Source organism: Pseudoduganella sp. R-43, from assembly GCF_049913255.1.
GTDB lineage: Bacteria > Pseudomonadota > Gammaproteobacteria > Burkholderiales > Burkholderiaceae_D > Rugamonas.
The window spans coordinates 4,912,005-4,931,671 of sequence record NZ_CP183988.1 but is presented as its reverse complement, the minus strand read 5'-3'; the positions used below and the strand labels follow the sequence as shown (position 1 = coordinate 4,931,671).

General features: G+C 61.1%; 25 protein-coding genes, 1 tRNA gene and 1 riboswitch. Of the genes, 19 read left to right on the top strand and 7 right to left on the bottom strand.

Going from position 1 to position 19,667, the window contains the following annotated elements:
• The first annotated feature begins 54 nt into the window (after window positions 1–54).
• The 3 genes from ACN9M3_RS22370 (at window position 55) to ACN9M3_RS22360 (ending at window position 2,301) form a co-directional block, all read left to right on the top strand.
• The gene (locus tag ACN9M3_RS22370) at window positions 55–510 is read left to right on the top strand and encodes a YciI family protein (protein ID WP_426162810.1); all 456 of its coding nucleotides are present in this window, start codon (window positions 55–57) and stop codon (window positions 508–510) included.
• Window positions 507–827, top strand: a complete 321-nt coding sequence (locus ACN9M3_RS22365; protein WP_426162808.1) for an MmcQ/YjbR family DNA-binding protein — start codon at window positions 507–509, stop codon at window positions 825–827. The genes ACN9M3_RS22370 and ACN9M3_RS22365 overlap by 4 nt, the downstream gene beginning before the upstream one ends.
• 112 nt (window positions 828–939) lie before the next feature.
• Window positions 940–2,301: a serine hydrolase gene (locus ACN9M3_RS22360; RefSeq protein WP_426318661.1), complete on the top strand. Its 1,362-nt coding sequence runs from the start codon at window positions 940–942 to the stop codon at window positions 2,299–2,301.
• 49 nt (window positions 2,302–2,350) lie between these two features.
• Here ACN9M3_RS22360 and ACN9M3_RS22355 read toward each other — a convergent pair whose 3' ends face one another.
• The 5 genes from ACN9M3_RS22355 to ACN9M3_RS22335 all read right to left on the bottom strand — a co-directional run bounded on the left by ACN9M3_RS22355 (window position 2,351) and on the right by ACN9M3_RS22335 (window position 5,700).
• Complete coding sequence (locus ACN9M3_RS22355) at window positions 2,351–2,749, bottom strand: hypothetical protein (RefSeq protein WP_426318660.1); 399 nt, start codon at window positions 2,747–2,749, stop codon at window positions 2,351–2,353.
• A 13-nt stretch (window positions 2,750–2,762) separates the two neighbouring features.
• Window positions 2,763–3,167 (bottom strand): hypothetical protein, encoded by a 405-nt coding sequence (locus tag ACN9M3_RS22350; protein ID WP_426162802.1) that lies wholly within the window; start codon window positions 3,165–3,167, stop codon window positions 2,763–2,765.
• Between the two features lie 17 nt (window positions 3,168–3,184).
• Window positions 3,185–3,592, bottom strand: a complete 408-nt coding sequence (locus tag ACN9M3_RS22345) for a hypothetical protein (protein WP_426162799.1) — start codon at window positions 3,590–3,592, stop codon at window positions 3,185–3,187.
• A 134-nt stretch (window positions 3,593–3,726) separates the two neighbouring features.
• Complete coding sequence (locus ACN9M3_RS22340; protein ID WP_426318659.1) at window positions 3,727–4,140, bottom strand: hypothetical protein; 414 nt, start codon at window positions 4,138–4,140, stop codon at window positions 3,727–3,729.
• 138 nt (window positions 4,141–4,278) lie between these two features.
• Window positions 4,279–5,700: a DUF7133 domain-containing protein gene (locus ACN9M3_RS22335; protein WP_426318658.1), complete on the bottom strand. Its 1,422-nt coding sequence runs from the start codon at window positions 5,698–5,700 to the stop codon at window positions 4,279–4,281.
• 16 nt (window positions 5,701–5,716) lie between these two features.
• On the opposite strand from ACN9M3_RS22335, the gene ACN9M3_RS22330 reads away from it, so the two are divergent.
• From ACN9M3_RS22330 to ACN9M3_RS22310, 5 genes are all read left to right on the top strand, one after another.
• Window positions 5,717–5,980, top strand: coding sequence for a hypothetical protein (locus ACN9M3_RS22330; protein WP_426318657.1), 264 nt, complete (start codon window positions 5,717–5,719; stop codon window positions 5,978–5,980).
• 31 nt (window positions 5,981–6,011) lie between these two features.
• The gene (locus ACN9M3_RS22325; protein ID WP_426318656.1) at window positions 6,012–6,773 is read left to right on the top strand and encodes a GIN domain-containing protein; all 762 of its coding nucleotides are present in this window, start codon (window positions 6,012–6,014) and stop codon (window positions 6,771–6,773) included.
• Between the two features lie 43 nt (window positions 6,774–6,816).
• A complete protein-coding gene (locus ACN9M3_RS22320) occupies window positions 6,817–7,434 on the top strand; it encodes a tetratricopeptide repeat protein (protein ID WP_426162788.1) in 618 nt (205 codons plus the stop codon).
• A 126-nt stretch (window positions 7,435–7,560) separates the two neighbouring features.
• A riboswitch (yybP-ykoY riboswitch) is annotated at window positions 7,561–7,736 on the top strand.
• A gap of 5 nt (window positions 7,737–7,741) precedes the next feature.
• Window positions 7,742–8,320: a TMEM165/GDT1 family protein gene (locus ACN9M3_RS22315; protein WP_426318655.1), complete on the top strand. Its 579-nt coding sequence runs from the start codon at window positions 7,742–7,744 to the stop codon at window positions 8,318–8,320.
• 39 nt (window positions 8,321–8,359) lie between these two features.
• On the top strand, window positions 8,360–9,340 hold the full coding sequence (locus ACN9M3_RS22310) for an NAD(P)H-quinone oxidoreductase (protein ID WP_426172269.1): 981 nt from the start codon (window positions 8,360–8,362) through the stop codon (window positions 9,338–9,340).
• Here ACN9M3_RS22310 and ACN9M3_RS22305 read toward each other — a convergent pair.
• Window positions 9,337–9,729, bottom strand: coding sequence for a hypothetical protein (locus tag ACN9M3_RS22305; protein WP_426318654.1), 393 nt, complete (start codon window positions 9,727–9,729; stop codon window positions 9,337–9,339). The genes ACN9M3_RS22310 and ACN9M3_RS22305 overlap by 4 nt on opposite strands.
• Window positions 9,726–10,127 carry a hypothetical protein gene (locus ACN9M3_RS22300; RefSeq protein ID WP_426162781.1) on the bottom strand — a complete coding sequence of 134 codons (402 nt, stop codon included), beginning with the start codon at window positions 10,125–10,127 and terminating at the stop codon, window positions 9,726–9,728. Before ACN9M3_RS22300 ends, ACN9M3_RS22305 begins: the two co-directional genes overlap by 4 nt.
• Window positions 10,128–10,202: 75 nt before the next feature.
• Here ACN9M3_RS22300 and tpiA point away from each other — a divergent pair, with 75 nt between their 5' ends.
• The 11 genes from tpiA (at window position 10,203) to nuoH (ending at window position 19,660) form a co-directional block, all read left to right on the top strand.
• Window positions 10,203–10,949 carry a triose-phosphate isomerase gene (gene tpiA / locus ACN9M3_RS22295; RefSeq protein ID WP_426162779.1) on the top strand — a complete coding sequence of 249 codons (747 nt, stop codon included), beginning with the start codon at window positions 10,203–10,205 and terminating at the stop codon, window positions 10,947–10,949.
• A 30-nt stretch (window positions 10,950–10,979) separates the two neighbouring features.
• Window positions 10,980–11,435: a preprotein translocase subunit SecG gene (secG, locus tag ACN9M3_RS22290; protein ID WP_426162776.1), complete on the top strand. Its 456-nt coding sequence runs from the start codon at window positions 10,980–10,982 to the stop codon at window positions 11,433–11,435.
• A 95-nt stretch (window positions 11,436–11,530) separates the two neighbouring features.
• A tRNA-Leu gene (locus ACN9M3_RS22285) sits at window positions 11,531–11,615 on the top strand.
• A gap of 142 nt (window positions 11,616–11,757) precedes the next feature.
• Entirely contained in the window at window positions 11,758–12,117 is a 360-nt protein-coding gene (locus ACN9M3_RS22280; protein WP_426162773.1) for an NADH-quinone oxidoreductase subunit A, read from the top strand.
• A gap of 3 nt (window positions 12,118–12,120) precedes the next feature.
• A complete protein-coding gene (locus tag ACN9M3_RS22275) occupies window positions 12,121–12,597 on the top strand; it encodes a NuoB/complex I 20 kDa subunit family protein (RefSeq protein WP_028104278.1) in 477 nt (158 codons plus the stop codon).
• Window positions 12,598–12,603: 6 nt separating this feature from the next.
• Window positions 12,604–13,194, top strand: coding sequence for an NADH-quinone oxidoreductase subunit C (locus ACN9M3_RS22270; protein WP_426162770.1), 591 nt, complete (start codon window positions 12,604–12,606; stop codon window positions 13,192–13,194).
• Between the two features lie 3 nt (window positions 13,195–13,197).
• Window positions 13,198–14,451, top strand: a complete 1,254-nt coding sequence (locus ACN9M3_RS22265; RefSeq protein ID WP_426318653.1) for an NADH-quinone oxidoreductase subunit D — start codon at window positions 13,198–13,200, stop codon at window positions 14,449–14,451.
• A 9-nt stretch (window positions 14,452–14,460) separates the two neighbouring features.
• Entirely contained in the window at window positions 14,461–14,940 is a 480-nt protein-coding gene (gene nuoE, locus ACN9M3_RS22260; protein WP_057259375.1) for an NADH-quinone oxidoreductase subunit NuoE, read from the top strand.
• Entirely contained in the window at window positions 14,937–16,235 is a 1,299-nt protein-coding gene (gene nuoF, locus ACN9M3_RS22255) for an NADH-quinone oxidoreductase subunit NuoF (RefSeq protein ID WP_426162764.1), read from the top strand. The genes nuoE and nuoF overlap by 4 nt, the downstream gene beginning before the upstream one ends.
• Before the next feature lie 12 nt (window positions 16,236–16,247).
• The gene (nuoG, locus tag ACN9M3_RS22250; RefSeq protein WP_426318652.1) at window positions 16,248–18,578 is read left to right on the top strand and encodes an NADH-quinone oxidoreductase subunit NuoG; all 2,331 of its coding nucleotides are present in this window, start codon (window positions 16,248–16,250) and stop codon (window positions 18,576–18,578) included.
• Window positions 18,578–19,660, top strand: a complete 1,083-nt coding sequence (gene nuoH, locus ACN9M3_RS22245) for an NADH-quinone oxidoreductase subunit NuoH (RefSeq protein WP_426162760.1) — start codon at window positions 18,578–18,580, stop codon at window positions 19,658–19,660. Before nuoG ends, nuoH begins: the two co-directional genes overlap by 1 nt.
• The last annotated feature ends 7 nt before the right edge of the window (window positions 19,661–19,667 follow it).

Here is a 19,667-nt window from a genome sequence, read left to right as displayed (position 1 = left end):
ATCGGATGGAGGGATATGATGGGATACGCTGGAAGTATAGGCAGGGCAATTAAAGTGAATCTCGCGACGATCCTGCTGGCCGTGTTCGCGAGTTCGGCGCAGGCGCATCCGCAGGCGACGCCTGCATACGATGCCGAGCTGGCGAAGTCATTGGGCGGGAATGAGAACGGCATGCGCAAGTATGTGTTCGTGGTGCTGCGCTCGGGCCCAAACAAGGTGCCGGCGGGGCAGGAGCGAACTGAGATGTTCGCCGGCCATATGGCAAATATCCAGCGCCTGGCCAATGAGCGCAAGCTGGCTTATGCCGGCCCGCTGGATGGCGTCGACGGCGCCCGGGGCATCTTTATTTTCGCGGTTGAGAGCATCGACGAGGCCAGGGCGCTGGTGGCCACCGATCCTGTAATCATCAAAGGCGAGATGGTGGCGGAATATCACTTGCACTTCGGTTCGGCGGGCCTGATGATGGTGAACCAGGTCCACTCGCAAATCATGAAGCCGGCGGCGAAGTGAAATTTTCAACGGTTCGTACTTTCGCCATGTCGCTGCCTGATGTCAGCGACGAGCCGCACCACAACTTTGGCTCGTTCCGCGTGAAAGGTAAGATCTTCGTCACCGTTCCACCGGGGGAGGATTTTGTCCATATTTTCATTCCCGATGAGAAGCGTGATGAGGTGCTGGAGCTGTATTCCTCTTTCGCCGAGAAGCTGCTGTGGGGAAGCAAGGTGCTGGGCGTGCGGGTCGAACTGGCGAAGGCCGATGCAGCGGTAGTCAAGCGCCTGGTGAAGCAGGCTTGGGAGCATAAGGCGCTGAAACGCAAGGGTGCCTGAGATTCGCGCTCAGGAAGCGACCGTTCATCCCCCGGAATCGACCATTCGTCGGCTCGGCCAACTGTGCGGGACAGGCCGGCATTAGCATCCAGTTTTTTGAGGAGGCCAGGCCGTGACGAAACTACCCGCAATTCTCTTTGCATCACTCTCCCTTCTGCAAGCCACTTGCGCGATGGCCGCAACGCCGCTCGAGCAGCGTCTTGATGCCGCGCTGGCGCCAATGTTCAAGCCTGGCTGGCCGGGCGCCACGGTCATCGTCACGCGCGACGGCAAGCCGGTTTTCCGCAAGGCTTACGGCCTGGCCAATGTGGCTGAAGACACGCCGATGCAGCCGGACATGCAACTGCGCATCGGCTCCATCACCAAGCAGTTCACGGCAGTCGGCATCCTGATGCTGGAGGAGCAGGGCAAGCTGTCAGTAAAGGATGACGTGCGCAAGTACCTGCCGGACTTCCCGGACAAGGGCAGTACCATCACGATTGAACACCTGCTGCAGCACACGTCCGGCATTCCGAACTACACCGCGCTGAAAGGCTTCCGCGATTTGCCCGATGAAGGCGTGACTCTCAGGCAGGTGTTCGATGTGTTCGCCAGGGAGCCGCTCGACTTTGCGCCGGGAGATCGCTACAGCTACAGCAATTCAGGCTATTTCCTGCTGGGCCTCATTATCGAAAAGCTGTCCGGCATGAAGTATCACGACTTCGTTGCGAAAAACATTTTTGATCCGCTTGGAATGCAAGATACGGCGCATGAAGGGTTCGAGCGCAGCGGCAAGCGCCACATCAAGGGCCACCGCCTCAACGGAACGCAGATCGTGCCGGTGAAGGATATCGACGTGACCCTGGCCTATTCGGCGGGGGCATTGGTGAGCACCGTGGACGACATGGCGCGCTGGGATGCCGCTGTCAGCAGCGGCAAGCTGCTCAAGCCGGCCACCTGGCGCCAGGCCTTCACTTCCTGCCGCTTGCCGAAGGAGGCGCCCTGCAACTATGGCTACGGCTGGAATATCGGCGCGCTTGCGGGCCACAGGATGATCCACCATGGCGGCTCGATCCCGGGCTTTACCGCGCAGGCGCTGCGGCTGCCTGACGACAAGGTGTTCGTGGCGGTGCTTACCAACGGCAACGGTGGCGCGGTGAACACGCCAGTGATTGCCTACAAGGCGGCAGGCATCGCGATTGGCCGGCCCTTCACCGATTTCAAGGCAATCACGCTGGCGCCGCACGCGCTGGACGCCTTCGTCGGCACTTACGTCAGCCCCGACAGGGTCAAGCGTGTGGTACGCCGCGATGGCGACAAGCTGGTCATGCAGAGGGAAGGGCGCGATGCGGCGCCGATCTTCGCACACGCGCCGGACAGCTTCTTCATGGAGGGATCGCTGGCGAGCCTGGAATTCCAGCGTGGTGCGGACGGCACGGTCCACAGCCTGCTGGTGCGCCAGCCCGGCGCAGACGAGACCGCATTGCGCCAGTAAAAAGAGGCCGCCAGCGCAGTTCCTGCTGGCGGCCCGGACGTGCCCGCGGCTAGCGCGTCATGAGGGAGGCATAGGCCAGCGGTTTATCTGGCAGGTCCTCATCTTGATAAGCGATGCTGCCACTGACATAGCCCTGGCGCGAGATGACGATGTTGAGGGTCATGGAATTGTCGACCGATTCGAACATGTTCTCGCCCGTCGCTATGATTTCCCTTTCGGCTTGCTTGCCCACCTGGGCGTACAAGTGCTTGCCTATGCGGTTGATATACATCTTCTTGCCGTTTGACAGATAGTATTCGCCCTTGTATGCATGCAGGTCGTCCGGCCATACAAAATATGGCTGGGGTTTGGCGGCCGGGATGATGACTCGGCCGGCATCGGCTTGTTGCTGCGCGGGGACTTGTGTACAGCACATGGCAAGCCCCAGCATTGCAATCGTTCTTTTCATGGCGCCTCCTTTTTTACCGCGAGGCGAATTCCACCAGCACCGGCAAGAGGCCGGCGCCGCGGCTGCTATCGACATAAGCGACATTGCCGGTGATCTGGCCGTCCCAGGTGTATTTGATGTGGACGGAAAGCTGGCCGTCCACTGCGCTGAACTTGCGCAAGCCCGTGGCGATCATTTCGTGCTTCGGTAGCGAGCCAATCTGGCCGTACAACCTGGCGCCTTGCCTGGTGAGGTACAAGGTCTTGCCGTTGGCGAGCTGGTAGTCGCCAATATATTCAAGGATTTCGTCGGGCCACAAAGTAAGCGGCTTCACGTCCTTCTGGGCAGGCACCACAACTGTTTCGACCGAAGTCTGGCTCTGGGCTGGAATGCTAAATGCGAAGAAGCCCAGGCCGCACGCGAGCAATAGGCGTTTCACGATAGCCTCCCATGGCGTCAGCGCGATGCAAACCGGATGCTGATGATCTTGGGTTCAATGCCTGCCACCGAAGGCGATTCGTCGACATAGTTCAAGCTGCCGCTGACGGAATTGCCGTTGTCCCACACCAGCTCCATCCACATCTTGCCATCGAGCGCCAGGAATTGCCCGTTGCCGGAGCGGGTGATTTCGTGTTCGCCCTGTTCGTCGACGCGCGCATACATGCGGTTAGCCTTGCGAATCAGGTAGAGCGTCTTGCCGTTGGAAAGATCGTATGCGCCCTTGTATTTGCCGAATTCGTCGGGCGACATGTAGGTACGATTAACCTCTTTCGAGGCGGGGATCAAAACTTTTTGTTCGGTGCTCTGTGCGTACGCCGAAAGGGCGAGCGCGAACAGGCAGCCGGTAGCCACTAACCGCTTCATGATTGCCTCCATCTTTTTGGTGTGGCCAGGACTCTAAAATTGCCTGGCTCTTTCAATATAGTGCCCGGTTGGGCGGATTGCTATCCCTGCGTCGTCTTGGTTCGTGGCCGCGGCGCGCAGGCTTTCGCTCGCGTTTAACGCGAGGCTATAGCGAGGGTGGCGTGGGCCGGCTTTCGGTCGGCCATGCTGGGAGAGAAGTTCAGTTCACCGGTGGCGGTATCGTCGTTGATCCAGACGATGTTCATATCCATGCTGCCGTCGGCGGCAGTGAACTTGCCGTCGCCTTGCCACAGGATTTGCCGCCGCGGCTGTTGGCCAACTTGCGCGTAGATATGCATTGCAGTACGCGACAAGGTCAGGGTCTGGCCGTTGGACAGGGCGTAGGCGCCCTGGTATTGGTAGAACTCTTGCGGTGAGATGAGCTTGCGTTCCAAATGCATTTGCTTCTGCGCGGGCACAACCACCGATTGGTCAGCGCCGGTGCTGCTTTGTGCTGCTGCGCTTGCAGCGAGGACAAGTAGCCCGGCGGCAGCGAAGTATCGCTTCATGACTGCCTCCATTCGTGGACCAAGGGTGCCAGGTCTCAATTGTTGTCTGGCACTTTTCACTATAGCCTTGGCAGTGGCCGACGGAAGTTCAATATTTTGATGAAACCATCTGTGGCGATACCTTGTGCATATGCCCCATCAGCGTTGGTAGGTAACGCGATACACCTTGTGTGCATGGTCGTCGGAAACCAGTATCGAACCATCCGGCATCACCGCGATATCGACCGGACGGCCGCTCACTGCTTCGTCTTGCAGGAAGCCGTCGATAAAGGCGGTATCGCTGACCAGCTTGTTGCCATGCAGGGTGACCAGGCGCACCTGGTAGCCGATCTTGTTGGTGCGGTTCCATGAGCCGTGCTCCGCAATCAGCAACTGGTTGCGGTACTGCTCGGGGAACTGGGTGCCGGTATAGAAGGCCAGGCCAAGCGGCGCCACGTGCGGGCCCAGTGCCGCCACTGGCGGCACGTAGGCGTCGCAGCTTTTGCCTTTGCCGAACTGCGGATCGGGCAGCACGCCGCCGTGGCAGTAAGGGAAGCCGAAATGCATGCCGGCTTTCGGGGCCACATTCAATTCGCAGGACGGCATGTTCTCGCCCATTTCGTCGCGGCCGTTATCGGTAAACCACAATTCCTTCGTGACCGGGTGCCAGGTGAAGCCGACCGTGTTGCGCACGCCGCGCGCGTACAACTCCCAGTTGCTGCCGTCCGGGTTCATGCGCCAGATCTTCGAATAGGCCTCGTCTTCCTTGTCGCAGATATTGCAGGGTGCGCCGATCGGGACGTACAGCTTGCCGTCCGGTCCAGCCTTGATGTATTTGGCGCCGTGCCAGGTCTCCTTCGGCAGGTCATTCTTGATGACCTTGTAGGCCGGCTTGCTGGCGTAGTTTTTCTCAATGTCGTCGAATTTGATGATGCGCGAGATCTCACCGACATACAGCGCACCGTTCAGCAGCGCGACGCCGTTGGGATGGTCCAGCCCTTCGGCAACGGTGACCACTTTCTCGGCCACTCCATCCCTGTTGGCATCGACCAGGGCGTAGACCTTGCCGGCCTTGTTCGAACCAACGAAGACCAGGCCGCTGTCGGTCACGGCCAGTTCGCGTGCGCCCTGCACATTGTCGGCATAGACCGCGATCTGGAAGCCTTTGGGCAGTCTGAGCGCGGCCAGGCTCGTGTTTGCCACGGCAGCCGGGGCTGCGGCGGGAGCGGCGCCTTTTCCGGCGGCGGCCTTGCGGGCCGCAGCGTTGGCCGGCAGCACGTATTCGGCCAGCTGATTGAGCTGGACGTTGTTCAGTTGCTTGTCCCAGGCCGGCATGCCTTTGTCGACGACGCCTTTGCCGATCACGCGCAGCAGGTTGGCCCTGGTCGGCTGGCCGTGCAGCCAGGTAGCGTCGGCCAGGTTGGGGCCGGCGGCGCCTTCCAGGTCCTTGCCGTGGCATTGGGCGCAGTTTGCCTGGTAGAGCTTGTGGGCGGCGGCCAGGTCGGGCGCTGCCGATGCAAGGGAGGAGAGCAGGGTAGCGGCCAGGGCAGGGGCGGCCAGGACCAGGATTTTTTTCATCATCTTATTTCCCTCTGGAATGTCGAAATGGCAGCCGGATTATCCGCCTGTTCCCTGTTTTTTGCATTTCGTCGCATATGGCGGGACGCTGGGCGAGCCCGCCGATATGATGAAACCATCGAAAAACAGTCATGATGGGGAGCGCAAAATGAAAATCGCTAAAAACATGGAAGCCATCTTCCTGGCCGCCCTTTTGGTCCTTGGTGGTATTAATATGGCAACCATCGTTGCCACCAGTGCGATCCCCGAACTGCCTTTTGTCCTCGCGGCAGCCAACCTGTGATAGCGCGCTGATGACTTACCAAGGATAGAAAATGAAGAAACCATTCCAGTTTGGCTTGCTGTTTACCGCGCTGTGTCTGTTCCTGGGGCTGGCCCGGGCCGACGATACGACGACGGAAACGCGGGCCATCGATGCGCGCGTGGTGCGCGTCAAGCTCGACGGCGTAATCGACCTCAAACTGCGGCGCGGCGACACCCCGGCGCTCAACATCACCACCGACAAGCGTTACGTCAACAAGGTAACGGCAGTGCAGACCGGCGATACGCTTTATCTCGATACCGAGAGCCGCGGCGTCAAGCTGAAGTCCTCGGCGGTGAAGGTGGAGCTGGTGCTGCCGCAGTTGCGTGAACTGGTATCGGAGGGCGTGGGCAGCACGGAAGTCAGCGGCTTCAGTGGCGACAATATCGACCTGACCCTGGATGGGGCGGGCAGCATGAAGGTGGTTTGCGACTACAAGAAGCTGAAGGCCAACCTGGGCGGCGTGGGCAGCATGCATGTGTGGGTGACGGAGAACGAGAATGTCGATCTCGACCTGCAGGGCGCGGGCTACATCACCATCGGTGGCCGCAGCAAGAACCTGAAGGCGACGCTGGGCGGCCTGGGCGGCTTGAATGCGCAGCAGTTCAAGGCGGAAGACGTGAGCCTGGATTTGAGCGGCCTGGGTAATGCAACCATCAATGCGTCCAACAACGCCAACCTGAATCTGAGCGGACTGGGTTCCGTGACCGTGTACGGCAAGCCCACCACCCGCAACGTCAGCGTGGATGGGCTGGGCAAGGTGAGCTGGAAGTAAGAGACATTCTGCAGTGCATAAAAAGAGATAAATCTAAAGCACCATGAAAAAACTACGAGGCGTGTTAATCGCGCTCGGCATCGCACTAGGGCTGCAGGCCAGTGCGCATGCCGGGTTCGCGGAAGGGGCCACGGCGTATAACAACAAGAATTATGCGCTGGCCTACAAGGAGATCCTGCCGTTGGCCAAGGCGGGCAATACGGAAGCCGAGCATTTGCTTGGCTTGATGTACTACATGGGCCGTGGCGTGCCGCAGGACTACAAGCTGGCGCTGACCTGGCACCGCAAGGCCGCGCTCAAGGGCAAGGCCGATGCGCAGTATGTGGTGGGGGCCATGTATTACACGGGCAATGCGGTGTTGCAGGACCATAAGGAAGCGGTGACCTGGTTCCGCAAGGCGGCGGAGCAGGGGCATGCGGATGCGCAGCAGGTTCTTGGGCTGATGTACCGGTATCACATTGGCGGGATGCCGCAGGATAATGTGATTGCTTATATGCTGTGGAACCTGGCAGCGGCGGGCGGTTCGGCCAATGCGGCGGAGCAGCGGGCGGCCGTGGCGAGGGGCATGACGCAGGAGCAGATTGAGGAAGGGCAGGCGTTGTCGTCGGCGTGGAAACGGAATACGCCGTTGCCAAGGTCGTCGCGGACTGGCGGCGGCTGAAAAGCCGTCTGCGGCGCGGCCAACGGTGTTGGTTCGGGCATCGCACAACCGCAACCCCAGGCCCGAAGACTGTTCAGGGTCAGACCCTTGGGTCTGACCCTGGTTTACCGGTTTTGAGGTAAAATCCCGCCCGTCATCGGGGAGTAGCCTCTCCTCCGCCCCCGGAGGAGGCATATGTCAACACACTTGGCCCACAGGCCATGGCATATGCGGTCCCACACTTGGCAAGACCTTTGACCACAGCGCCGCCGATGTAGGCCGGGGGCGAGTTGTGGTCATTCGTCCGTGCCCGGCCTGGAAACACAATATGGAATCGCTCCTCGTCTCAACCGGCGTCGTCGCCCTGGCCGAAATCGGCGACAAGACCCAGCTGCTGGCCTTCCTGCTTGCCGCCCGCTTCAAGAAACCGCTGCCGATCATCGCCGGCATCCTCATCGCCACCATCTTCAACCACGGCCTGGCCGGTGCACTGGGCGCCTGGATCACCTCCTTGCTCACGCCGGAAGTGCTGCGCTGGGTGCTGGGCCTGTCCTTCCTCGGCATGGCTGCCTGGACCCTGGTGCCGGACAGGATCGAGGACGACGAAACCACGATCGCCAGCCGCTTCGGCGTCTTCGGCGCCACCCTGGTGACCTTCTTCCTGGCCGAGATGGGCGACAAGACCCAGGTCGCCACCGTGGCGATGGCCGCCCACTATCCGGACCCGCTGATGGTGGTGGCCGGCACCACGCTCGGCATGCTGATCGCCGACGTGCCTGCCGTCTTTGCGGGCGACAAGCTGGCCGCGAAAATCCCGCTCAAGCTGGTGCACGGCATCGCCGCCGCCATGTTCGCGGGGCTGGGCCTGGCCACCTTGCTCGGCATGGGCGCTCGCTTCGGGCTGTAAGCGCTACAATCGCCTCTTTCCAGGAGAGGTGATGCCATGATGCGTGCGATTGAAATCCAGAAACCGGGTGGCGCCGATGTGCTGCGCCTGTGCGAGCGTCCGCTGCCGGTGGCGAAGGAGGGCGAGTTGCGCATCCGCGTGCACGCGGCCGGCATCAACCGGCCGGACGTGTTCCAGCGCATGGGCAGCTACGCGCCGCCGCCGGGCGCCACCGATATCCCGGGCCTGGAGGTGGCGGGGGAGATCGTCGATGGTGACCTGGCTGCCAGCGGCTTCAGGATCGGCGACATGGTATGTGCGCTGGTGCAGGGTGGCGGCTATGCCGAGTACGTGACGGCGCCGGTGCAGCAGGTGCTGCCCGTGCCGCACGGCCTGTCGCCGCTGGAGGCGGCTTCGTTGCCGGAGACTTTCTTCACCGTCTGGAGCAATGTATTCGACCGCGCAGGGCTGGGCAAGGGCGAGACCTTGCTGGTGCAGGGCGGCACCTCGGGCATCGGCGTGACGGCGATCCAGCTCGCCCGCGCACTCGGCCATCGCGTGTTTGCCACGGCGGGCAGCGACGAGAAAGCGCGGGCCTGCGAGGCCCTGGGCGCGGCGCGCGGCATCAACTACCGCACCGAAGACTTCGCAGCCGTGGTGCGGGAACTGACCGGCGATACCGGGGTCGACGTGATCCTCGACATGGTGGGCGGCGATTACCTGCCGCGCGAAATCAGCTGCCTGGCCGACGATGGCCGCATCGCCATCATCGCGCTGCTGGGCGGCGCCAAGGGTACGCTGGACATGGGGCAGGTGCTGAAGCGCCGCCTGACCATCACGGGTTCGACCCTGCGTCCGCGCTCGGTCGCGTTCAAGGGGGCCATCGCGCGACAACTGCGCGAAAAGGTCTGGCCGCTGATCGAGGCGGGCGACATCAAGCCCGTGATCTACGAGAGCTTCCCGCTGGAGCAGGCAGCCAAGGCCCACGCGCTGATGGAGAGCAGCAGCCATGTTGGCAAGATCATGCTGCAGGTGCTTTAAGGTTTCTTGCGGTAGTGGCCGACAATATAGGTGATCATTGCAGCGCCCCAGCTCACCGCAGTGACGACGAGCAGTAGGGCGCTGAACACGAGGACCACAATCTCCGAGCCCTGGCCCTTGAGGCTTCCGAGAAAGGCAAACAGTGGGACCGCGACGATGATCGGCAGCGCGACCAGGGCCCACACCGAGCGTTTCAGCAGGGAAGGGCGCGATTTCGTCTCTGCCGGTGGCTTACGCAAGTTGCGCCAGGCCAGGGCTGGCCACCCGAGCAGGAAGATCAGCGCGCTGATCTCGTCGTTGCTGGATACGAGCCTGAACAGGATGAGCAGGAGCGTGACCTGGATGAAGCCCAGCACGATGCCCCAGATAATAGCCAGGAGCTTTTTCATGGCGCGACCGCCTTGCTTCTGGTCGCGAAGGCAAGCGTAGCGCCAAGCCAGCCGCAGGCAACAGTCATGGCCCCAAGCACCTGCCTGAACATGGCATCAAAAGTGCCGACAAGCCCGCCGCGATCTGCGGCCAGGCCGTGGATCGCGGCAATCGCCGCCAGCGGCAGCAGGGACATGAGGGTGATTAACATGTTGTCGAGCTCGCGCTTGCGCAGCCTGCGGATCTCGACGCAGCGCCAGGACAAGGAAGGAAAGCCGATGACAAAGATCCAGAACGTCATCGCCGTCAAACCGCCATGAGGTTGATTGTTGAATAACGTTGGCACGCTGCCGATGATGAGAGCGGTGGGTAACGCCAACGCGAACCCGAAAAAGATGTCAAGAATATTATTTTTCATGGGGCGCGAAGTCTAGCGTTTGACCCGACTTTGGGGCGCACGCTACAATAACGGGTTATTAAAAATTAAGCTACTATGCGCCGCAAACTCGTCATCGGTAACTGGAAAATGAACGGCAGCCGTGCCGCCAACACTACCCTGTTGGCAGGCATCAAGGCTGGCCTGGGTGATGCAAAGGCCGATACCGCGGTCTGCGTCCCAGCCCCGTATCTGGCACAATGTCAGGCTGAACTCACGGGCAGCGCGATTGCCTGGGGTTCCCAGGATGTGTCCGCCCACGCTTCGGGCGCCTACACAGGTGAAATCTCGGCAGCCATGTTGCTGGATTTCGGCAGCAAATTCGCCATCGTCGGCCACTCCGAGCGCCGCTCCTACCATCAGGAGAGCAGTGCCCTGGTGGCCCAGAAGGCGTTGGCTGCCGTGAATGCCGGCCTGGTGCCGGTGGTTTGCGTAGGCGAGACGCTGGAAGAGCGCGAGGCCGGCAAGACCGCCGACGTGGTGGGCGAGCAACTGGATGCGGTGCTGGAGGTGCTGGGCGCTGAACAGCTGGCAAAGATTGTGCTGGCGTACGAGCCTGTCTGGGCAATCGGCACCGGCAAGACCGCCACTCCGGAAATGGCGCAGGAAGTGCATGCGCTGCTGCGCGCCCGGGTGGCAAAGAAGGATGCGGCATCTGCCGCCGGCATGCAGATCCTGTATGGCGGCAGCATGAAGCCGGAAAACGCCAAGGAGTTGCTGGCCCAGCCTGATATCGACGGCGGCCTGATTGGCGGTGCAGCACTGAAGGCGGTGGATTTTCTTGCCATCATCGCTGCTGCATAAGCGGGGCAATTTTATTATTTAAGGAATAGCATGAACACTTTGTTCAATCTGGTTATCGTAGTGCAGGTCATCTCCGCCGTGGCGATCATTGGCCTGGTACTGCTGCAGCATGGCAAGGGCGCCGATATGGGTGCCGCCTTCGGCTCTGGTGCTTCGGGCAGCTTGTTTGGTGCTTCTGGCTCCTCCAACTTCCTGTCTAAGTCGACCGCACTGGCGGCAGCCATTTTCTTCGGCGCCACCCTCGGCCTGTCGGTCCTGGCTAGCAAAGGCAATATTTCGGCCGGCGCCGGTGTGATGGATAACGTCAAGGCCCCGGCGGCGGCTCCTGCGCCGGTGGGTGGTGCTGCGGCGATTCCTTCGGCTGCTCCTGCCGCTCCTGCTGCTCCAGTGGCTGCGACTCCGGCTCCTGTCGAGGCGCCGGCTGCTTCCGCGCCAGCTGCTTCGGCGCCTGCTGCGGCCGCTCCAGCTGCTTCGCCAGCGAAGTAAAACTGGCAACTTTGAACTTTTTGCCGTTTTTCTTCTTGATTATGCGCAATTTGCATTAACAAAGCGATGATCACAGTGTAGAATAGCGGCCTATTGCCGACGTGGTGAAATTGGTAGACACGCTATCTTGAGGGGGTAGTGGCGCAAGCTGTACGAGTTCGAGTCTCGTCGTCGGCACCAAAAAAGATCAAAAGCCAGCAGGTCGTTTGAATCGTAGATTCAGTGGCTTAGCTGGTTTTTTTACGAGGATGTGTCGTTTGATCCTGGTCTCAGTAGTAGGTGATTGGGGTCGAGCGTAATTCAACTAAGCTGCTTACCCATCGTGAACCTCGAAAATTACTTCCCCGTCCTGTTGTTCCTGATCGTCGGCCTTGGCGTCGGCGTAGTCCCGCAAGTGCTCGGCCATATCCTTGGCCCGAACAAGCCCGATGCGGCCAAGCTCTCCCCATTCGAGTGCGGCTTCGAAGCTTTCGAAGACGCGCGCATGAAATTCGACGTGCGTTACTACCTCGTCGCAATTCTGTTCATTCTGTTCGACCTTGAAACTGCATTCTTCTTCCCATGGGGCGTCTCCATGCGTGAACTGGGCTGGCAGGGTTACGTGACGATGATGGTGTTCATCGCCGAATTCGTGGTCGGTTTTTGGTATATCTGGAAGAAAGGTGCCCTTGATTGGGAATAAGCCATGTCTATTGAAGGCGTATTTAACGAAGGCTTCATCACCACTACCTTTGACACGGTAATCAACTGGGCGCGTACGGGTTCGATGTACCCGATGACGTTCGGTCTGGCTTGCTGTGCAGTGGAGATGATGCATGCTGGTGCTGCCCGTTACGACCTGGAGCGTTTCGGTTTCATGTTCCGTCCGTCGCCACGTCAGTCCGACGTGATGATCGTGGCAGGCACCCTGTGCAACAAGATGGCCCCTGCGCTGCGCAAGGTCTATGACCAGATGCCTGACCCGCGTTGGGTGATCTCCATGGGTTCCTGCGCCAACGGCGGCGGCTACTACCACTACTCGTACTCCGTAGTGCGCGGTTGCGACCGTATCGTGCCGGTCGACGTGTACGTGCCGGGATGCCCGCCGACTGCAGAAGCACTGCTGTACGGCATCCTGCAGCTGCACAACAAGATCAAGAAGACCAACACGATCGCGCGGTAAGACCTTATGAACACACATCTGCAAACACTGGTCTCCGCCCTCGAGCAAAAGCTGGGCGAGCGGGCCTCCATCGTCGTCGCGCTGGGCGAAGTGACGATTACAGTCAAATCTGGGGACTACTACCAGGTAATGCAAGAGCTGCGCGACGACGCAGCTTTGCGTTTTGATACGCTGATCGACTTGTGCGGCGTTGACTACTCGACCTACGGTGAAGGCACCTGGGACGGCCTGCGCTTCGCGGCCGTGACTCACCTGCTGTCCGTCACCAAGAACTGGCGCCTGCGCGTGCGCGTGTTCGCTTCGGACGACGACATGCCTATCCTGGCCTCCGTGACCTCGATCTGGCGCTCCGCCAACTGGTTCGAGCGCGAAGCGTTCGACCTGTTCGGCATCATCTTCGAAGGCCACAACGACCTGCGCCGCATCCTGACCGACTACGGTTTCATCGGCCATCCATTCCGCAAGGACTTCCCAGTGTCGGGCTACGTTGAAATGCGCTATGACCAGGAGCAGAAGCGCGTTGTCTACCAGCCTGTGACCATCGAGCCGCGCGAAAACGTGCCGCGCGTGATCCGCGAAGAAAACTACGGGAAGTAAGAAATGGCTGAAATTAAGAATTACACCCTGAACTTTGGTCCGCAGCACCCTGCGGCGCACGGCGTGCTGCGCCTGGTGCTGGAGCTGGACGGTGAAGTGATCCAGCGCGCCGACCCGCATATCGGCCTGCTGCACCGCGCCACCGAGAAGCTGGCCGAGCAGAAGACCTACCTGCAATCCGTGCCGTACATGGACCGCCTGGACTATGTGTCCATGATGTCCAACGAGCACGCCTACGTGATGGCGATCGAGAAGCTGCTGGGCCTGGATGTGCCGGTGCGCGCGCAGTACATCCGCGTGATGTTCGACGAAATCACCCGCCTGCTGAACCACCTGCTGTGGCTGGGCGCGCACGCGCTGGACGTGGGCGCCATGGGCCCGTTCCTGTACGCATTCCGCGACCGCGAAGACCTGATGGACTGCTACGAAGCAGTGTCGGGCGCGCGCATGCACGCGGCTTACTACCGTCCGGGCGGCGTGTACCGCGACCTGCCGGACGCCATGCCGCAGTACAAGGCATCGCTGATCCGCAACGCGAAAGCGCTGGCAGAGCGTAACGAGAACCGCCAGGGTTCGCTGCTCGACTTCATCGAAGACTTCACCAAGCGTTTCCCGACCTATGTCGATGAATACGAAACCCTGCTGACCGACAACCGTATCTGGAAACAGCGTACCGTCGGCGTGGGCGTGGTGTCTCCTGAAGACGCAATGGCCATGGGCTTCACCGGCGCCATGCTGCGCGGCTCGGGCATCGCTTGGGACGTGCGCAAGAAGCAGCCGTACGAGGTCTACGACAAGATGGACTTCGACATCCCGGTCGGTACCAACGGCGATTGCTACGACCGCTACCTGGTGCGCGTGGAAGAGATGCGCCAGTCGAACAGGATCATCAAGCAGTGCGTGGCATGGCTGAAAGCCAACCCGGGTCCTGTCATGACCAGCAACCGCAAGGTCGCTCCGCCTAACCGCGTGGACATGAAGACCAATATGGAATCGCTGATCCACCACTTCAAGCTGTTTACCGAAGGCTTCCACGTGCCGCCGGGCGAAGCGTACAGCGCGGTGGAACACCCGAAAGGCGAATTCGGCATCTACCTGATCTCCGATGGCGCCAACAAGCCATACCGTATGAAGATCCGTGCACCGGGCTTCGCCCACCTGCAGGGTCTGGACGAAATGTCGCGCGGCCACATGATCGCCGACGCCGTGACCATCATCGGTACCCAGGACATCGTTTTCGGTGAAATCGACCGCTAAGGGCAAGAAATGCTGTTATCCCAAGAATGCTATAAAAAAATCGACCGCGAGTTGGCCAAGTATCCGGCCGACCAGCGCCAGTCGGCCGTGATGGCCGCGCTGGCCCACGCCCAGGTTGAACTGGGCTGGCTGTCGCCAGAAACCATGAAGGAAATCGCGGACTACATCCGCATGCCGGCCATCGCCGTGCAGGAAGTCGCGACTTTCTACAATATGTACAACCTGAAGCCGGTCGGCAAGCACAAGATCACCGTGTGCACCAACCTGCCATGCGCACTGTCGGGCGGCGTGAAAGCTGCCGAGCACCTGAAGGCCAAGCTGGGCATCGACTTCCGCGGCACCACCGAAGACGGTGCTTTCACGCTGATGGAAGGGGAGTGCATGGGCGCCTGCGGCGACGCACCGGTCATCCTGGTCAACAACCACCGCATGTGTTCCCACATGAGCAACGACAAACTGGACGCCCTCGTGGAGGAGCTCAAGAAATGACTTCCCTGCACGACCGTCACATCAACCCCCTGATCCTGAAGGATCTGAACGGCGACAACTGGCGCCTGGCCGACTACGTCAAGCGTGGCGGCTACTCGGCGCTGCGCCGCATCCTGGAAGAGAAGATTCCTCCAGAGCAGATCATCGCCGACCTGAAGACCTCCGGCCTGCGCGGCCGCGGCGGTGCGGGTTTCCCGACCGGCCTGAAATGGTCCTTCATGCCGCGCCAGTTCCCTGGCCAGAAATACCTCGTCTGCAACACCGACGAAGGCGAACCGGGCACATTCAAAGACCGCGACATCATCCGCTACAACCCGCATTCGCTGATCGAAGGCATGGCCATCGGTGCGTACGCGATGGGTATCACCGTGGGCTACAACTACATCCACGGCGAGATCTTCCAGGAATACCTGCGCTTTGAAGAAGCGCTGGAAGAAGCGCGCGCCGCCGGCTTCCTGGGCGACAAGATCATGGGTTCGGAGTTCAGCTTCCAGCTGCACGCCCACCATGGCTACGGCGCCTACATCTGCGGCGAAGAAACCGCGCTGCTGGAATCGCTGGAAGGCAAGAAAGGCCAGCCGCGCTTCAAGCCGCCTTTCCCGGCCTCGTTCGGCCTGTACGGCAAGCCGACCACCATCAACAACACCGAGACTTTCGCGGCCGTTCCGTTCATCCTGAACATCGGCGCCGAAAACTACCTCGGCCTGGGCAAGCCTAACAACGGCGGCACCAAGATCTTCTCGATCTCGGGCGACGTTGAGCGTCCGGGCAACTACGAAGTCCCGCTGGGCACTCCGTTCGCCAAGCTGATGGAGCTGGCTGGCGGCATGCGCGGCGGCAAGAAGATCAAGGCCGTGATCCCTGGCGGTTCGTCCGCTCCGGTGATCCGCGGCGAGATCATGATGCAGACTGACCTCGATTACGATTCGATCGCCAAAGCCGGCTCCATGCTGGGTTCGGGCGCCGTGATCGTGATGGACGAGACGCGCTGCATGGTGAAGGCCCTGGAACGCCTGTCCTACTTCTACTTTGAAGAGTCGTGCGGCCAGTGCACCCCGTGCCGTGAAGGCACCGGCTGGATGTACCGCATGATCCACCGTATCGAGAACGGCCAGGGCCGTCCTTCGGACCTGGACATGCTGAACTCCATCGCCGACAACATCCAGGGCCGCACCATCTGCGCGCTGGGCGATGCTGCCGCCATGCCGGTACGCGCCTTCGTCAAGCAGTTCCGCGAAGAATTTGAATATCACGTCGAACACAAGCACTGCCTGGTGCCTGTTTCGGCTTACTAAGCTGCGATTATCATGGTTGAAATCGAAATTGACGGCAAAAAGGTAGAAGTCCCTGCGGGTAGCATGGTGATGGACGCCGCCAACAAGCTGGGTACCTACATCCCGCACTTCTGCTATCACAAGAAATTGTCGATCGCTGCGAACTGCCGTATGTGCCTGGTCGAAGTTGAGAAGGCGCCTAAGCCTTTGCCAGCATGCGCCACGCCGGTATCGGCTGGCATGGTCGTGAAATCCGCCTCCGACAAGGCTGTGCAAGCACAGAAGTCGGTGATGGAATTCCTGCTGATTAACCACCCGCTGGATTGCCCGATCTGCGACCAGGGCGGTGAGTGCCAGCTGCAGGACTTGGCCGTAGGCTACGGCAAGATGGAGTCCCGCTACGAAGAAGAGAAGCGCGTTGTGCCGCCGAAGGCCGGCAGCTCGCTGGTGGCGATGGAAGAAATGTCGCGTTGCATCCACTGCACCCGTTGCGTGCGTTTTGGCCAGGAAGTGGCCGGCGTGATGGAACTGGGCATGCTGGGCCGCGGCGAGCATTCCGAGATCACCACCTTCGTGGGCGAAGCAGTGAGCTCCGAAATGTCGGGCAACATGATCGACCTGTGCCCGGTCGGCGCGCTGACCTCGCGTCCATTCCGCTACAGCGCCCGTACCTGGGAACTGTCGCGCCGCAAATCGGTCTCCCCGCACGACTCCACCGGCGCGAACCTGATCGTGCAAGTGAAGCAGGGCTCCGTGAAGCGCGTGCTGCCGTTCGAGAACGAAGCAGTCAACGAGTGCTGGATTTCCGACAAGGACCGCTACTCCTACGAAGCGCTGGAAAGCGCCGAGCGCCTGACCAAGCCGATGCTGAAGCAGGGCGGCGAGTGGAAAGAAGTTGAATGGCAAGTCGCGCTGGAATACGTGGCGCACGGCCTGAAGAACATCAAGCACGAACACGGCGCGGACTCGCTGGCTGCCTACGGCACCGCGCACTCCACCGTGGAAGAACTGGCCCTGCTGAAGAAGCTGATGCACGGCGTGGGTTCCGAGAACGTGGACTTCCGCCTGCGCCAGTCCGACTTCGCGCTGGATGGCGAAGTGAAGCCGTGGCTGGGCATGCCGATTGCTGAACTGAGCTCGCTGCAGCGCGTGTTCGTGATCGGTTCCTTCCTGCGCAAGGACCACCCGCTGTTCGCGACCCGCATCCGCGCGGCCGTGAAAGCCGGCGGCAAGCTGTCCGTGCTGCACGCTGCCGACACTGAAAACCTGATCACCACCGCCAACAAGATCATCGCTGCGCCGACCGACTGGCTGGCCGCGCTGTCCGGCGTAGTGTCCGCTGTGGCCAAGGCGAAGGGCGTTGCCGCTCCGGCCGGTTTCGAAGGCGTGGTCGCCTCGGCCGAAGCAGAAGCCATCGCTGAATCGCTGGTGGGCGGCGAGCGCAAAGCTATCTTCCTGGGTAACGCCGCCGTGGCGCATCCGGAAGCGTCGAAGCTGCACGCTGCCGCACAGTGGATCGCTGAACAAACCGGCGCCAAGCTGGGCTACCTGACCGAAGCAGCCAACACCGTTGGCGGCTACCTGGTCGGCGCCACCGCGAAGAACGCGGCGCCAGCCTTCTCCGTGCAGAAGAAAGCCTATGTGCTGCTGAACGCCGAGCCGGAACTGGACGCTGCCAACCCGCAAGCTGCCAAGACCGCGCTGAACGCTGCCGACATGGTGGTCGTGATGTCGGCCTTCAAGCACGGCATGGACTACGCCGACGTGCTGCTGCCGGTCGCTCCGTTCGCCGAGACTTCCGGCTCCTTCGTCAACGCCGAAGGCCGCCTGCAGTCCTTCAACGGCACCGTCAAGCCAATGGGCGATGCCCGTCCGGCCTGGAAAGTGCTGCGCGTACTGGGCAACATCCTCGGCCTGGGCGGCTTCGACTACGAGACCTCGGAATCGATCCGCGACGAACTGTTCGAAAAAGGCGCGTCCGACCTGTCGGCCAAGCTGTCGAACGTGTCGCGCAAGGCTGCCGTTGCCGGCGTGCCGTTCACCGCGACCGGCTTGCAGCGCCTCGCCGACGTGCCGATCTACTTCGCCGACGCCCTCGCGCGCCGTTCCGGCCCGCTGCTGGCGACCACCGATGCTGCCGCTCCGAAAGCGCACCTGTCTACTGCCGCTGCGCAGCAGATCGGCGTGAAGGCCGGCGACAAGGTTGAAGTGAAGCAGGGCTCCGGCTTTGCGATCCTGGAAGCGACCATCGACGCCGGCCTGCCAGCGAACGTGGTGCGCGTGTCCGCCGCACACGCATCGACCGCGATGCTGGGCGCGATGTTCGGTGACATCACCGTTGCTAAAGCAGGGGAGGGCAAGTAATGGCTCTGCCAGAAATGATTGATTCGATTAAAGTGATGGGCGAGGCCAACCTCGGCACCTTCTGGCCGTTCGTCTGGACCATGGCCAAGATCCTGTGCGTGACCCTGCCTCTGATGGGCCTGGTTGCCTACCTGACCCTGTGGGAGCGTAAGCTGCTGGGCTGGATCCAGATCCGTATCGGCCCGAACCGCGTGGGCCCGAACGGCCTGCTGCAGCCGATCGCCGACGCACTGAAACTGCTCTTCAAAGAGATCATCGTCCCGACCAAGTCGAACAAGTCCCTGTTCTTCATCGGTCCTGTGATGACCATCATGCCGGCACTGGCTTGCTGGTCCGTGGTGCCGTTCGCCCCGGGCGCCGCCCTGGCCGACGTGAACGCCGGCCTGCTGCTGATCATGGCGATCGCCTCGATGGAGGTGTACGGCATCATCATCGCCGGCTGGTCCGCCAACTCGAAGTACTCCTTCATGGGCGCGATGCGTGCATCGGCACAGATGGTGTCCTACGAAATCGCCATGGGCTTCGCCCTGGTGATCGTGCTGATGGTTTCCGGTTCGCTGAACCTGTCCGAGATCGTGGCCGGCCAGCAGAAGGGCACCATGGCTGCCATGGGCCTGAACCTGTTCTCCTGGAACTGGCTGCCGCTGCTGCCGATCTTCGTCGTGTACCTGGTGTCCGGCCTGGCTGAATGCAACCGCCACCCGTTCGACGTGGTGGAAGGCGAATCCGAGATCGTCGGCGGCCACATGGTCGAATACGGCGGCATGGCTTACGCGATGTTCTTCCTGGCGGAATACGCCAACATGATCCTGATCGGCCTGCTGGCTTCGATCATGTTCCTGGGCGGCTGGTCCGCACCGATCGCAGCGCTGGAAATCGGCGGCGTGTTCGGCGGCTTCTTCTGGCTGTTCATCAAGACCTTCTTCATCGTGTCGCTGTTCATCTGGACCCGCGGAACGTTCCCACGTTATCGCTACGACCAGATCATGCGTTTGGGCTGGAAAGTGTTCATCCCACTGACCCTGGTGTACCTGGTGTTCGTGGCGACCTGGATGCAGACCTCCTGGAATATTTGGAAGTAAGAGAGCG

Coding starts and splice junctions, on each gene's coding strand:
- ACN9M3_RS22345 (WP_426162799.1), bottom strand. CDS start 3,592: ATGAAGCGGTTAGTGGCTACCGGCTGCCTGTTCGCGCTCGCCCTTTCG.
- ACN9M3_RS22315 (WP_426318655.1), top strand. CDS start 7,742: ATGGAATCGCTCCTCGTCTCAACCGGCGTCGTCGCCCTGGCCGAAATC.
- nuoG (WP_426318652.1), top strand. CDS start 16,248: ATGGTTGAAATCGAAATTGACGGCAAAAAGGTAGAAGTCCCTGCGGGT.
- ACN9M3_RS22310 (WP_426172269.1), top strand. CDS start 8,360: ATGCGTGCGATTGAAATCCAGAAACCGGGTGGCGCCGATGTGCTGCGC.
- tpiA (WP_426162779.1), top strand. CDS start 10,203: ATGCGCCGCAAACTCGTCATCGGTAACTGGAAAATGAACGGCAGCCGT.
- ACN9M3_RS22320 (WP_426162788.1), top strand. CDS start 6,817: ATGAAAAAACTACGAGGCGTGTTAATCGCGCTCGGCATCGCACTAGGG.
- ACN9M3_RS22355 (WP_426318660.1), bottom strand. CDS start 2,749: ATGAAAAGAACGATTGCAATGCTGGGGCTTGCCATGTGCTGTACACAA.
- secG (WP_426162776.1), top strand. CDS start 10,980: ATGAACACTTTGTTCAATCTGGTTATCGTAGTGCAGGTCATCTCCGCC.
- ACN9M3_RS22265 (WP_426318653.1), top strand. CDS start 13,198: ATGGCTGAAATTAAGAATTACACCCTGAACTTTGGTCCGCAGCACCCT.
- ACN9M3_RS22305 (WP_426318654.1), bottom strand. CDS start 9,729: ATGAAAAAGCTCCTGGCTATTATCTGGGGCATCGTGCTGGGCTTCATC.
- ACN9M3_RS22330 (WP_426318657.1), top strand. CDS start 5,717: ATGTCGAAATGGCAGCCGGATTATCCGCCTGTTCCCTGTTTTTTGCAT.
- ACN9M3_RS22275 (WP_028104278.1), top strand. CDS start 12,121: ATGTCTATTGAAGGCGTATTTAACGAAGGCTTCATCACCACTACCTTT.
- ACN9M3_RS22270 (WP_426162770.1), top strand. CDS start 12,604: ATGAACACACATCTGCAAACACTGGTCTCCGCCCTCGAGCAAAAGCTG.
- ACN9M3_RS22340 (WP_426318659.1), bottom strand. CDS start 4,140: ATGAAGCGATACTTCGCTGCCGCCGGGCTACTTGTCCTCGCTGCAAGC.
- nuoF (WP_426162764.1), top strand. CDS start 14,937: ATGACTTCCCTGCACGACCGTCACATCAACCCCCTGATCCTGAAGGAT.
- ACN9M3_RS22300 (WP_426162781.1), bottom strand. CDS start 10,127: ATGAAAAATAATATTCTTGACATCTTTTTCGGGTTCGCGTTGGCGTTA.
- nuoE (WP_057259375.1), top strand. CDS start 14,461: ATGCTGTTATCCCAAGAATGCTATAAAAAAATCGACCGCGAGTTGGCC.
- nuoH (WP_426162760.1), top strand. CDS start 18,578: ATGGCTCTGCCAGAAATGATTGATTCGATTAAAGTGATGGGCGAGGCC.
- ACN9M3_RS22335 (WP_426318658.1), bottom strand. CDS start 5,700: ATGATGAAAAAAATCCTGGTCCTGGCCGCCCCTGCCCTGGCCGCTACC.
- ACN9M3_RS22325 (WP_426318656.1), top strand. CDS start 6,012: ATGAAGAAACCATTCCAGTTTGGCTTGCTGTTTACCGCGCTGTGTCTG.